We start from the raw sequence: 12,124 nt of genomic DNA, 5'->3' as shown, positions 1-12,124 counted from the left end.
CTTTGGCAAAAATGGCGCATCACATCCAAAACCCATCCCCTCTCACGCCTTGGGCATTCAGCCTGATAAAGATTGTCGTATAATAAAGCCCGGTTATATGGCTGAGATATTGTGTCCGGAGAAGCGATGAGCAGGCAAGAGCACGTCATTTTACTCGATGAGCAAGGAGCCGCTATCGGCACCCAGGAGAAGTATGCCGCCCATAATACCGCCACGCCGCTGCATCTGGCCTTTTCCTGCTGGTTGTTCAACGCTAAAGGTGAACTGCTGTTAACCCGGCGTGCGCTCGGTAAAAAAGCCTGGCCAGGCGTCTGGACGAGTTCAGTCTGCGGACATCCCCAACTCAATGAAACTTCAGAAGAAGCGCTTATTCGACGTTGCCAATATGAAGTGGGCGCCGAAGTAAAGAACATCACACCCGTCTACCCGGCGTTCCGCTACCGGGAAATTGACAGTTCCGGCATCGTTGAGAATGAAGTCTGCCCGGTGTTTGCCGCTCAGGTGACTAACGAGATAATGCTCAACAGAGATGAAGTGATGGAGTATCGCTGGCTGAATCTGAAAGATTTACGCCAGGCTATCGAGGCCGCTCCGTTCCTGTTTAGCCCGTGGATGGAACTGCAATTTACCCACCCCCCGGCCCGGGATGCACTGTTCCAGTTTGCCCACGCCGTGTAACACGCAAGGCATAAAAAAAGCCCGATTGCTCAAGCAAATCGGGCTCTTTTACACCGGAGAGCATAACGTCTCCGGTTATGTTCGACTTATTTCGTCGGACGCATTGCCGGGAACAGGATCACGTCACGGATGGTATGGCTGTTGGTGAACAGCATAACCATACGGTCGATACCAATACCCAGACCCGCCGTTGGCGGCAGACCGTGTTCCAGAGCGGTAACGTAGTCTTCATCGAAGAACATCGCTTCGTCGTCACCGGCGGCTTTCGCATCGACCTGGTCCTGGAAACGCTGCGCCTGGTCTTCTGCATCGTTCAGCTCGCTAAAGCCGTTGCCGATTTCACGGCCACCGATGAAGAATTCAAAGCGATCGGTAATTTCCGGGTTGTCATCGTTACGACGCGCCAGCGGAGACACTTCTGCCGGGTATTCAGTAATGAAGGTCGGCTGAATCAGGTGCGCTTCCGCCACTTCTTCGAAGATCTCAGTCACGGTACGGCCCAGACCCCAGCTCTTCTCAACTTTAATACCGATTTCAGCCGCAATAGCTTTCACCGCGTCGAAGTTATCCAGATCAGCCATGTTGGTTTCTGGACGGTATTTTTTGATGGCTTCACGCATGGTCAGCTTCACGAACGGCTTACCAAAGTCGAAGGTCTGATCGCCATAAGGCACTTCAGTTTTGCCGAGAATATCCTGCGCCAGAGTACGGAACAGAGATTCGGTCAGCTCGATCAGGTCTTTGTAATCTGCATACGCCATATAGAGTTCCATCATGGTGAACTCTGGGTTATGACGAACGGAGACGCCTTCATTTCGGAAGTTACGGTTGATTTCGAACACGCGTTCGAAGCCACCAACCACCAGGCGCTTCAGGTACAGTTCCGGCGCAATACGCAGATACATGTCGAGGTCGAGAGCATTGTGATGGGTGATGAACGGACGCGCGGATGCGCCACCCGGGATCACCTGCATCATTGGGGTTTCAACTTCCATAAAGCCACGGCCAACCATGAACTGACGGATACCCGCCATAATCTGGGAACGGACTTTAAAGGTGTTGCGGGACGTATCGTTAGCGATGAGGTCCAGATAACGCTGACGGTAGCGTGCTTCCTGATCCTGCAGGCCGTGGAATTTATCCGGCAGCGGGCGCAGGGCTTTGGTCAGCATACGCAGTTCGGTGCAATGAATGGACAGCTCACCGGTCTTGGTTTTGAACAGCTTACCTTTCGCACCGAGGATATCGCCCAGGTCCCATTTCTTGAACTGGTCGTTGTATACGCCTTCCGGCAGAGAGTCACGGGCAACGTACAGCTGGATACGGCCGCCAACGTCCTGCAGCGTCACGAAGGACGCTTTACCCATGATACGACGGGTCATCATACGGCCAGCAACGGTGACTTCAACGTTCAGCGCTTCCAGCTCTTCATTTTCTTTGCTGCCGAATTCGGCGTGCAGCTGGTCGGAGGTATGATCGCGACGGAAATCGTTCGGGAAAGCGATGCCCTGCTCACGCAGCGCAACCAGCTTCTCACGACGAGATTTCAGTTCGTTATTAAGATCGACGACTTCGTCAGCGCCCTGTGCTTGTTGTTCAGACATATTGGTTCCTCATAACCCTGCTTTCAAACTTGCTTCGATAAATTGGTCGAGGCTGCCGTCCAGTACCGCCTGGGTATTGCGGGTTTCAACCCCGGTACGCAGGTCCTTGATACGGGAATCGTCCAGTACGTATGAACGAATCTGGCTGCCCCAGCCGATGTCCGATTTGTTATCTTCCGCCGCCTGCTTCTCAGCATTTTTCTTCTGCATTTCCAGCTCGTACAGCTTAGCTTTCATCTGCTTCATGGCCTGATCTTTGTTCTTATGCTGCGAACGGTCGTTCTGGCACTGCGTGACGGTATTGGTTGGAAGGTGGGTAATACGCACCGCAGATTCTGTACGGTTAACGTGCTGACCACCAGCACCGGAGGCACGGTATACGTCGATACGCAGATCGGCTGGATTGATTTCGATATCGATATCGTCATCCACTTCTGGGTAGACGAACGCGGAACTGAACGAGGTATGACGACGGCCACCGGAGTCAAACGGGCTCTTACGCACCAGGCGATGTACGCCAGTTTCGGTACGTAACCAGCCAAAGGCATATTCGCCCTGAATACGGATGGTGACAGATTTGATACCCGCCACTTCGCCTTCAGATTCTTCGATGATTTCTGTTTTGAAGCCGCGCGCTTCTGCCCAACGCAGATACATACGCATCAGCATGCTGGCCCAGTCCTGCGCTTCGGTGCCGCCAGAACCCGCCTGAATATCGATATAGCAATCTGCTTTGTCGTATTCACCAGAGAACATACGGCGGAATTCCAGCTGCGCCAGCTTGTCCTCCAGCACGTCGAGCTCGGCGACGGCTTCATTGAAGGTTTCTTCGTCATCGGCTTCAACAGCCAATTCCAGCAGGCCGGAAACGTCTTCCAGACCCTGAGACATCTGGTCCAGGGTTTCAACAATGGCTTCCAGTGAAGAACGCTCTTTACCCAGCGCCTGTGCGCGATCGGGTTCGTTCCACACATCCGGCTGTTCCAGCTCGGCGTTTACTTCTTCCAGACGCTCTTTCTTGGCATCATAGTCAAAGATACCCCCGAAGAACGTCTGAACGCTCTGTGAGGTCTTGAATGCGATTTTTTACCGGATTAATTTCAAACATGGTCGATTATCTTTTCTGGGCTTGTAAAAATGCGGTGATAAGAGCGGGATTTTAACGGATCCCCGCTCTTTTTTATAGGAAATACTGACGCTAAATTGGCCAGATATTGTCGATGATCAGTTGCAGGCTGCGGTTACCGCGAAACTCGTTGATATCCAGCTTGTAGGCCAGTTCCACTTCGCGCACGCCGTTGTCCGGCCAGCAGGCGGTATCCACGTTAAACGCAATGCCGTCGAGCAGTGGGCCACCGCCGACCGGTTCGACCATCACCTTCAGGTGACGCTCGCCCACCAGCCGCTGTTGAAGCAGACGAAAACGTCCATCGAACAACGGTTCCGGGAACATCTGCCCCCACGGGCCCGCATCACGCAGCATCTGTGCGATTTCCATGGTCATATCCGCCGCCGCCAATGGACCATCGGACACCACTTCGCCCTGTAACAGCGCCGGGTCTAACCATTCGGTTACCAGTGCGCCAAAACGCTGCTGAAACTCGTCAAATCGCGCCTCTTCCAGCGACAAACCTGCCGCCATCGCGTGGCCGCCGAACTTGATCATCATGCCAGGATACAGCGAATCCAGGCGCTCCAGGGCATCGCGCATATGCAGACCCTGAATCGAGCGTCCGGAGCCTTTCAGCGTGCCGTCACCCGCAGGCGCAAAGGCAATCACCGGGCGGTGGAAACGCTCTTTGATACGTGAAGCCAGAATGCCAACCACGCCCTGATGCCATTCCGGATGGTACATGGCGAGACCACCGGGCAGCGCTTCGCTGCTGCGCTCAAGTTTCTCGCACAGCGTCAGCGCTTCCGCCTGCATCCCCTGCTCGATTTCTTTTCGCGTCTGGTTCAGCGCATCCAGTTCATTAGCCAGCTGACGCGCCTCGCCGATATTGTCACTGAGCAACAGCGCAACGCCGACGGACATATCGTCCAGCCGCCCCGCCGCATTCAGGCGCGGGCCGAGCGCAAAACCGAGATCGCTGGCCGCCAGTTTTTGCGCGTCGCGATTAGAGACTTCCAGCAGGGCTTTAATGCCCGGACGGCACTTTCCTGCACGGATACGACTCAGCCCCTGCCACGTCAAAATTCGGTTGTTAGCATCGAGCGGCACCACATCCGCGACGGTGCCAAGCGCAACCAAATCCAGCAGTTCTGCAAGGTTAGGCGCGGCAATGCCCTGCGCCTCAAACCAGCCGCGATCGCGTAAATGCGTGCGCAGCGCCAGCATCAAATAAAACGCGACACCAACACCGGCCAGCGATTTCGACGGGAAATCACAATCACGCAGATTCGGGTTAATGATGGCCTCTGCCGCAGGCAGCGTATCGCCAGGCAGGTGATGATCGGTAACCAGCACGGGAATACCGAGCGCATGCGCTCGGTCAACGCCGGAGTGCGAAGAAATACCGTTATCGACGGTCATTATCATCTGCGCGCCGCGGGCATGAGCCTGATCCACCACTTCCGGGCTTAAGCCATAGCCGTCTTCAAAACGGTTCGGCACCAGATAGCTGACATTACTGCAGCCCAGTTGGCGCAGGCCCAATACGCTAAGCGCAGTGCTGGTTGCGCCATCGGCGTCAAAATCACCGACCACGACAATCCGCAACCCTTCGCGAAACGCGTCGTAGAGCATCTCAACGGCTTTATCAACGCCAGAGAGCTGCTGCCACGGCAGCATGCCTTTGACGCTACGCTCGAGATCGGTCGCACTCAAAACCCCACGGCTGGCATACAGCCGCTGAAGCAAAGGCGGAAGATCGGCCGGCAACTGCGCCGAGCTGTCCACTTCCCGGCGACGAAGTTGTATCTGCTGTTTCACGCCGATTATTTACCGCTGGTCTGTTTTTTATGCTCGTCGAGGAAGGCTTTCATTTCTTTCGGCCCTTGATAGCCCGGCACCACGTAGCCGTCGTTTAGTACGATTGCTGGGGTGCCATTCACGCCAAATTGCACGCCGAGCGCGTAGTGGTTCGCGATATTAATATCGCAGCTCGCCGCCTGGACACCTTTACCGCTCATCGCATCATCAAACGCTTTATTGCGATCTTTCGCACACCAGATGGATTTCATGTCCTGCTCCGCCGGACTCTGCACGCCCTGACGCGGGAAGGCCAGATACCGCACGGTGATCCCCAGCGCGTTGTAGTCTTTCATCTCTTCATGCAGCTTGTGGCAATAGCCGCAGGTGATGTCGGTGAACACGGTAATCACGTGTTTTTCCTGCGCCGCTTTGTAGACAATCATCTCTTTATCCAACGCATTGAGTTTGCCCATCAGCAGCTGGTTGGTGACGTTCACCGGTTGCGCACCGCTGACGTCGTACATCGGGCCCTGGATAATATGCTTACCGTCTTCAGTCACGTACAGCACACCGCTGTTTGTCAGCACGGTTTTCATGCCAGCAACCGGGGAAGACTGAATATCCGTACTCTGTACGCCAAGCTTTGCCAGTGACTGCTGAACGGCCGCATCGTCAGCGTGAGCAGTACCGCACAGTGCCACCGCCAGCAGGGAGAACATCGCTAAACCTTTTTTCATAACCATACCTGTCTCTTTCGTTTGCAGCTCACGCACGTGGGTGATGCTGTTGATGAAGTTGCCGCAGCCGCTCCGTGGCGACGTGCGTGTAAATCTGTGTCGTCGAGAGATCGCTGTGACCGAGCAGCATCTGTACCACGCGCAAATCCGCGCCGTGATTGAGCAGATGCGTAGCAAACGCATGGCGCAACACGTGAGGTGACAGTTTTGCGCTGTCGATACCCGCCAGCACCGCATAATGTTTGATCCGGTGCCAGAATGTCTGGCGCGTCATCTGCTGGGCGCGTTGGCTGGGAAACAGCACGTCGATAGACACACCGTTGAGTAGCCACGGGCGACCGTGCTCAAGGTAATATTCCAGCCAGTAAACCGCCTCTTCGCCAAGCGGAACCAGTCGTTCTTTATTGCCTTTACCGATAACCCGCACCACACCCTGACGCAGGCTGATATCACTCATCGTCAGCCCGACCAGCTCGGTAACGCGAAGTCCGGTGGCATAAAGCACTTCCAGCATTGCTTTATCGCGCAATTCCAGCGGGACATCCACCAGCGGCGCCTGCAGCAGGCGATCGACCTGGGGTTCGCTCAGATCTTTGGGCAAACGCTGCGGGAGCTTCGGGGATGCCAGCTGCGCGCTGGGATCGTCCGGACGCAGCTTTTCCCGATACAGATGCTGAAAGAAGCGACGCATTGCGCTTAACAGACGGGCCGAGCTTGTGGCTTTGTAACCGCCTTCGACCCGCTCAGCCAGCAAAGCCTGCAAGTCCGAACGTTGCACCGTTTCACTCGTCAGGCTGTGTTTGTGCATCCATTCTACAACCATCGTTAAATCACGACGATAGGCGCTAAGGGTATTCTCAGCGAGGTTTTTCTCAAGCCAAAGCGCATCGAGAAACTGTTCGATTTGCGCGAGATCCTTTTCCACGTAGCCTCCTGTGGGTGCAGTCCGGCTCATTATGCCTTAAGGCGACGCCTTTCTGATACACTAGCGCAAAGTCATAGCAAGCACTGAGAGTTTTCGCGATGAAAATTGGCCTCTTTTACGGTTCCAGTACCTGTTATACCGAAATGGCAGCGGAGAAGATCCGCGACATTATCGGCGCAGAGCTGGTGACGTTGCACAATCTGAAGGATGATTCTCCTTCACTGATGGAGCAGTACGACGTTCTGATCCTCGGCATTCCGACCTGGGATTTTGGTGAGATTCAGGAAGACTGGGAAGCCGTCTGGGAACAGTTGGATAACCTGAATCTGGACGGTAAAATTGTCGCGATGTATGGCATGGGCGACCAGCTAGGTTACGGCGAATGGTTCCTCGATGCGTTAGGCATGTTGCACGACAAGCTTATCAGCAAAGCGGTGAAGTTCATCGGCTACTGGCCGACAGAAGGATATGAGTTCACCAGCCCGAAACCGGTCATTGCGGACGGCCAACTGTTCGTCGGCCTTGCGCTGGATGAAACAAACCAGTACGACCTGAGCGACGAGCGCCTGCAGACCTGGTGCGAACAGATCCTCGGCGAGATGGCCGAACAGTTCTCCTGATTTGTCGCTACTGTTGCGCTGGCTGTTGCAAAATAGTCCGGCGCAAATCCCGCCACTCTCCCGTATCCATGCTATCTGCCGCCAGCCACAGGTGTACTTTCTTGCGTCCATCGACCCGCCGCAGACGCAGCATCATGCCGCTATTCAGCACCCAGGGTGTACCCAACAGGTCCCACTCCTGGTTTTGCCAGCGTAGACGAGAATCTATCAGCAGTTTTATCTCTCCCTGAGTGCCGTTAATCCGCCGCTGGCTGCGCACGCAGTCGAATACCACCAGCGACAGTAACAGCAGCCATAACGGCGTATAGCTCAGTGGCCAGGGCATCAGCAAAATAAAAGCCGCCACCAGGCCGTGGAGTAATAAAGAGACCCATTGCGCGCGCCATGAGACGCGTAAATCAGATTGCCACAGGACCACGTTCCCGATTCCGTGTTTGAATAAGTTGCACCATCCGTTGCATTTCCGCATCCGCTGGCTTGCCATGATTCATTAGCCAGTTGAACAAATCCGGGTCGTCGCATTCCAGAAGACGAATAAACAGCGCTTTATCGCCGTCGCTCAGTGTGTCGTACTCATACTCAAAAAACGGCATGATGGAAATATCGAGCTCGCGCATTCCCCGACGGCACGCCCAGTGGATTCGGGCCTTATTGTTGATGTCCATGTTGTCCTTCCTGAATATCGATACAAGTAGTTTAACGCGTTTTATTCACTTACATTACAGCAATATTGGTAATTGCGGCGTTGTTTCAGTGAAATACCTTACAGAATGCAAGGTATTTCATTATTTTCCACGCTGCTTCGTAAAACAGAATAATGGCACAAATGGACTTCGGAAAGCGCTTGCAATGCGCAATAGCTCTTTTACCATTAGTCATTAACACTGCGTTAAGCTATTCAGGACATGACTATGGCTTTTACTCCTTTTCCTCCACGCCAGCCCTCTTCTTCTGCACGTTTACCGTTAACGCTGATGACCCTCGATGACTGGGCACTGGCGACCCTTAGCGGTAAAGACGGCGAAAGTTATTTGCAGGGTCAGGTGACGGCAGATGTCGCACAATTGACCGAACATCAGCATTTGCTGGTGGCGCATTGTGATCCGAAAGGCAAGATGTGGAGTAATCTGCGTCTGTTCCGCGAACCGGAAGGCTTCGCCTGGATTGAACGCCGCAACCTGCGCGATGCACAGCTCACCGAACTAAAGAAATACGCCGTGTTCTCGAAAGTGAGCATTGCCGCTGACGACAGCCGTGTGCTGCTCGGTGTGGCTGGTTTCCAGGCGCGCGCGGCGCTGGCGAATATCTTTGCTACCCTTCCAGATAACGAAAACCACACCGTTCGCGACGGTGACAGCACCCTGCTGTGGCTGGAATACCCTGCCGAACGTTTCCTGCTGGTTGTCAGTGAAGAAACGGCACACCGCGTGACCGACGCACTGCGTGGCGAAGCCGCGCTGAACAACAGCCAGCAATGGCTGGCGCTGAATATTGAAGCCGGCCTGCCGGTTATCGACACGGTAAACAGCGCGCAGTTTATTCCGCAGGCCACAAATATTCAGGCGCTTGGCGGCATCAGCTTTAAGAAAGGCTGCTATACCGGTCAGGAAATGGTGGCCCGGGCGAAATTCCGCGGCGCTAACAAGCGTGCACTGTGGTCTCTGGCAGGAAGCGCCAGCCGTGTGCCGGAAGCCGGTGAAGACCTTGAGTTGCAGATGGGTGAAAACTGGCGTCGGACAGGCACCGTGCTGGCGGCCGTTCAGCTCGATGATGGGAGCGTGCGTGTTCAGGTAGTGATGAATAACGACATGGAGCCTGACAGCGTGTTCCGCGTGCGTAATGATGCGGGTTTGCTCCACATTGAACCGTTACCGTACTCACTCGAAGAAGCCTGACGTATCTGTCGTCGGGTTTAATTTGGCCTGACGACAGCAATTTTATACAAAACAGATGCGGAGGAGTGCGATGCCATTGAATAACAAAGAGCAAACTCACTTCCACCGCATCGACGCGCTGGGTGGCATCGATATGCTGCAAGCTCGCTATTACAAGCAGCGCTTTGCACGGCATGTGCATGACACTTTTTGCATCGGCGTTATCGATCAGGGCGCGCAGCGCTTTTACCGTTCCGGAGCCGAGCACGTGGCGCCGCGCGGAGACATCATTATCGTTAACGCCGACGATGTGCATACCGGCAGCTCTGAGCTCGAGCACGGCTGGGCGTATCGCGCTATTTATCCGCACCCGGATATGCTGAATAACATTCTCCGCCAGGTGCCGGACGGCAAGGATTTCATCCCTTGGTTCCCTGACGCGGTTATTCACGATCCAGGCCTTTCAGAGCAGCTCCTGCTGACCTTTAGCATGCTCAATAAAGAAGGCAATAATCTGCTGAAAGAGACTCTGCTGCTCTCTTCCCTGACGCTTCTCAGCGTGCGCTATAGCCGAACGCGTAAAGCACCGCTTGAACTTCCGGCGGCGACTCAACGCATTCTACGCGCGAAAGATTTCATGGATAGCTGCCCGGAAGAGGACCATACGCTGACCCGTCTGGCAGAACTCGCGGGGCTTAGCCACTGGCATTTCCTCAGACAATTTAAAGTGATCACCGGCATGACCCCGCACGCCTACCTGGTACAAGCCCGTCTGCGTAAAGCTCGCACCCTACTGCGTCAGGGATTAACCATTCTCGATACGTCTATCATCTGCGGCTTCACCGATCAGAGCCATTTCCACCGCCATTTTAAAAACTCCATCGGCCTGACACCGGGCGAATTCATCAAGGCTTGACCTTGTATAGCCAAAATAATTCGAGTTGCATTGAGGCGGCCAGGTCGTTCATCGCGATGAGCTTACATTAGTAAGTGATTCGGGTGAGCGAACGCAGCCAACAAAGATGCGGCTTGAAGTATGACGGCTATAAGCAATAACGTTCAATACACTGTTCCGCTGCTCGTATAGCGTTAACGGTATGTTCCGTAAAGCCAGTTGACGTGTCCCATGAGAAAAGCCATCGCTGAATCCAGCGCGTATAATGAGCTGCGCAGTTCACCCCGTTCATCGTTCATGCGTGGCGCGATAGAAATGCTACCGCTGTGTGTGTCAGTTATCCCTTGGGGGATCCTCGCGGGTTCGATGGCAATTCAGGCAGGACTGTCGTTCTGGCAAAGCATTGGTATGTCGGCGATTATCTTCGCCGGAGCCGCGCAACTGGTCACGCTTGGACTGACCATGACCGGTGCCAGCGTGTTAACCATTATCGTGTCGGTATTTTTCATTACCTCTCAGCACTTTATTTATGGTCTGACCCTGCGGGAATTTGTTTCCTGCCTGAAAGCAAAATCACGTCTGCCGATCGGTTTTTTATTAACCGACGAATTATTTGCTCTGAGCGAAACGAAAGACAAACGCACGGAATTAACACCGGGATATATGATAGGCGCCGGGCTAACATTTTATTTTTCGTGGAATATATTCAGCTTTATGGGCATTGTCATGGCATCGTCGGTGCCAGACCTCGACAAATATCATTTGGATTATTCCATTGTGGCTACCTTTATTACCATCGTGGTCCCGATGGTCAAGAAAATCAGTACGCTGGGGGGCGTGGCTATCTCATTAGTGCTGTCGATGCTGCTGAGTTACTACCAGTTTGAAGGGGCCATCGTGGTGGCTGGCCTGTGCGGCATGTTCTTTGCGGTCATTATATCCGCTATCGCCAAGGAGCAATAAATGAGCTGGATCATGATTCTGACCCTGGCGTCCATTGTCTTTTTCAATCGCTACGTATTTCTTGAACCAAATGTGCCATTGAAAATACCGGAAATTATTAATAAAGCCTTAAAATATTCTGCGCCGTGTTTACTGACAGCTATTTGTGGCCCAATCATTTTGATGGATCACGGTGTAGTGAGGGCATTCCCGCTCAACCCCTATTTTCTGGGGGCTATTTTCAGCGTGATTATTTCGTTATTCGTTCGAAATATTGTTACCGCCGTTTTATTAAGTCTGGCGGTGTTTTATCTCATAAACCATTTTGTACAGTGAGCCATAACAGGAGCAATTATGCGCCGTCCAGTAAAAGGATATCACCCGTCAACGGATATAAGGCGATCGTACGAAGTATTGCCTTTGCAGGGAGTGTGGACGTGGCTAACGGGAAAAGAATTGCCTGAGCGAAAAGCATTGTGGCAGAGCAGTTCGACAGAGAGGGTGATGTGGGCGCTGAGTTGGGTGGTGATTGGTGTCACGCTAACCACCTTATCGGTGATGAGGATTGAGAATGTTGCCTTACAGGTTTTGTGCTGGCTGCTGGGCGCACTTTTTTCGACATCCGGGGCGCGTTATATCGTAGCAACCATTATTCATCATGGCGTGCACGGGCATCTTTATAAATCGCAGAAGGTGAATAAGGTTCTGTGCGAGACACTTTCCACACTTTTTATTGTGCAGCCATATGAGTCTTATCGTCAGTTTCATGTTTATGAGCATCACGGCCGCGAATTCTCAACCTTTGATGGGCTTTGTTGAATAAATCGAACTTTTGCTGAGTTAAAGGATCAGATCACGCATCATCCGGCAACACGGGTCGTCCCATGGCAAAACAGAAGTTTAAAGTCACTAACTGGCGCAATTACAACAAAGCC

Annotated in this window: 14 protein-coding genes and 1 pseudogene; 8 read left to right on the top strand and 7 right to left on the bottom strand. The window is 53.5% G+C overall.

The features are described from left to right. Positions 1-126: 126 nt before the first annotated feature. The gene (gene idi, locus MUU46_RS02775; protein ID WP_258964702.1) at positions 127-678 is read left to right on the top strand and encodes an isopentenyl-diphosphate Delta-isomerase; all 552 of its coding nucleotides are present in this window, start codon (positions 127-129) and stop codon (positions 676-678) included. 86 nt (positions 679-764) lie between these two features. Here idi and lysS read toward each other — a convergent pair whose 3' ends face one another. The 5 genes from lysS to xerD all read right to left on the bottom strand — a co-directional run bounded on the left by lysS (position 765) and on the right by xerD (position 6,858). After that, positions 765-2,282, bottom strand: coding sequence for a lysine--tRNA ligase (gene lysS, locus MUU46_RS02770; RefSeq protein ID WP_159758467.1), 1,518 nt, complete (start codon positions 2,280-2,282; stop codon positions 765-767). Between the two features lie 9 nt (positions 2,283-2,291). Beyond that, a protein-coding gene (prfB, locus tag MUU46_RS02765; protein WP_159758469.1) for a peptide chain release factor 2 occupies positions 2,292-3,390 on the bottom strand; the annotation gives its coding sequence in 2 pieces (ribosomal slippage) (positions 2,292-3,314 and positions 3,316-3,390; 1,098 coding nt in all). Positions 3,391-3,480: 90 nt separating this feature from the next. Then, a complete protein-coding gene (recJ, locus tag MUU46_RS02760) occupies positions 3,481-5,214 on the bottom strand; it encodes a single-stranded-DNA-specific exonuclease RecJ (protein ID WP_258964701.1) in 1,734 nt (577 codons plus the stop codon). Positions 5,215-5,219: 5 nt separating this feature from the next. Further along, positions 5,220-5,933 (bottom strand): bifunctional protein-disulfide isomerase/oxidoreductase DsbC, encoded by a 714-nt coding sequence (dsbC, locus tag MUU46_RS02755; RefSeq protein WP_258964700.1) that lies wholly within the window; start codon positions 5,931-5,933, stop codon positions 5,220-5,222. A 28-nt stretch (positions 5,934-5,961) separates the two neighbouring features. Continuing rightward, positions 5,962-6,858 carry a site-specific tyrosine recombinase XerD gene (gene xerD, locus MUU46_RS02750; RefSeq protein WP_258964699.1) on the bottom strand — a complete coding sequence of 299 codons (897 nt, stop codon included), beginning with the start codon at positions 6,856-6,858 and terminating at the stop codon, positions 5,962-5,964. Between the two features lie 98 nt (positions 6,859-6,956). Here xerD and fldB point away from each other — a divergent pair, with 98 nt between their 5' ends. Further along, the gene (gene fldB / locus MUU46_RS02745; RefSeq protein ID WP_159758477.1) at positions 6,957-7,478 is read left to right on the top strand and encodes a flavodoxin FldB; all 522 of its coding nucleotides are present in this window, start codon (positions 6,957-6,959) and stop codon (positions 7,476-7,478) included. A 7-nt stretch (positions 7,479-7,485) separates the two neighbouring features. Here fldB and MUU46_RS02740 read toward each other — a convergent pair whose 3' ends face one another. Then, the gene (locus MUU46_RS02740) at positions 7,486-7,896 is read right to left on the bottom strand and encodes a protein YgfX (protein ID WP_159758479.1); all 411 of its coding nucleotides are present in this window, start codon (positions 7,894-7,896) and stop codon (positions 7,486-7,488) included. Continuing rightward, positions 7,877-8,143: an FAD assembly factor SdhE gene (gene sdhE / locus MUU46_RS02735; protein ID WP_110511985.1), complete on the bottom strand. Its 267-nt coding sequence runs from the start codon at positions 8,141-8,143 to the stop codon at positions 7,877-7,879. The genes MUU46_RS02740 and sdhE overlap by 20 nt, the downstream gene beginning before the upstream one ends. A 246-nt stretch (positions 8,144-8,389) precedes the next feature. Between sdhE and ygfZ the strand changes: the two genes are divergently transcribed. From ygfZ to MUU46_RS23085, 6 genes and pseudogenes are all read left to right on the top strand, one after another. After that, positions 8,390-9,373, top strand: a complete 984-nt coding sequence (gene ygfZ / locus MUU46_RS02730) for a tRNA-modifying protein YgfZ (protein ID WP_258964698.1) — start codon at positions 8,390-8,392, stop codon at positions 9,371-9,373. Between the two features lie 70 nt (positions 9,374-9,443). Then, positions 9,444-10,268, top strand: coding sequence for an AraC family transcriptional regulator (locus MUU46_RS02725; RefSeq protein ID WP_258964697.1), 825 nt, complete (start codon positions 9,444-9,446; stop codon positions 10,266-10,268). A 210-nt stretch (positions 10,269-10,478) separates the two neighbouring features. Then, positions 10,479-11,210: an AzlC family ABC transporter permease gene (locus tag MUU46_RS02720; protein ID WP_374684982.1), complete on the top strand. Its 732-nt coding sequence runs from the start codon at positions 10,479-10,481 to the stop codon at positions 11,208-11,210. Next, on the top strand, positions 11,211-11,525 hold the full coding sequence (locus tag MUU46_RS02715; protein ID WP_258964696.1) for an AzlD domain-containing protein: 315 nt from the start codon (positions 11,211-11,213) through the stop codon (positions 11,523-11,525). A gap of 18 nt (positions 11,526-11,543) precedes the next feature. Next, on the top strand, positions 11,544-12,008 hold the full coding sequence (locus tag MUU46_RS02710; RefSeq protein WP_258964695.1) for a fatty acid desaturase: 465 nt from the start codon (positions 11,544-11,546) through the stop codon (positions 12,006-12,008). Further along, a pseudogene (locus tag MUU46_RS23085) lies at positions 12,009-12,124 on the top strand (hypothetical protein); the annotation flags it as partial.

It is taken from the genome of Scandinavium tedordense (genome assembly GCF_024764965.1).
Classification (GTDB): Bacteria; Pseudomonadota; Gammaproteobacteria; order Enterobacterales; family Enterobacteriaceae; genus Scandinavium; species Scandinavium tedordense.
This window is presented reverse-complemented; position numbering and strand designations above follow the sequence as displayed.

Bases quoted from the DNA above. Each gene is read 5' to 3' on its own strand.
- idi (WP_258964702.1), top strand. From the start codon at position 127: ATGAGCAGGCAAGAGCACGTCATTTTACTCGATGAGCAAGGAGCCGCT.
- lysS (WP_159758467.1), bottom strand. From the start codon at position 2,282: ATGTCTGAACAACAAGCACAGGGCGCTGACGAAGTCGTCGATCTTAAT.
- dsbC (WP_258964700.1), bottom strand. From the start codon at position 5,933: ATGAAAAAAGGTTTAGCGATGTTCTCCCTGCTGGCGGTGGCACTGTGC.
- fldB (WP_159758477.1), top strand. From the start codon at position 6,957: ATGAAAATTGGCCTCTTTTACGGTTCCAGTACCTGTTATACCGAAATG.
- sdhE (WP_110511985.1), bottom strand. From the start codon at position 8,143: ATGGACATCAACAATAAGGCCCGAATCCACTGGGCGTGCCGTCGGGGA.
- ygfZ (WP_258964698.1), top strand. From the start codon at position 8,390: ATGGCTTTTACTCCTTTTCCTCCACGCCAGCCCTCTTCTTCTGCACGT.
- MUU46_RS02725 (WP_258964697.1), top strand. From the start codon at position 9,444: ATGCCATTGAATAACAAAGAGCAAACTCACTTCCACCGCATCGACGCG.
- MUU46_RS02720 (WP_374684982.1), top strand. From the start codon at position 10,479: ATGAGAAAAGCCATCGCTGAATCCAGCGCGTATAATGAGCTGCGCAGT.
- MUU46_RS02715 (WP_258964696.1), top strand. From the start codon at position 11,211: ATGAGCTGGATCATGATTCTGACCCTGGCGTCCATTGTCTTTTTCAAT.
- MUU46_RS02710 (WP_258964695.1), top strand. From the start codon at position 11,544: ATGCGCCGTCCAGTAAAAGGATATCACCCGTCAACGGATATAAGGCGA.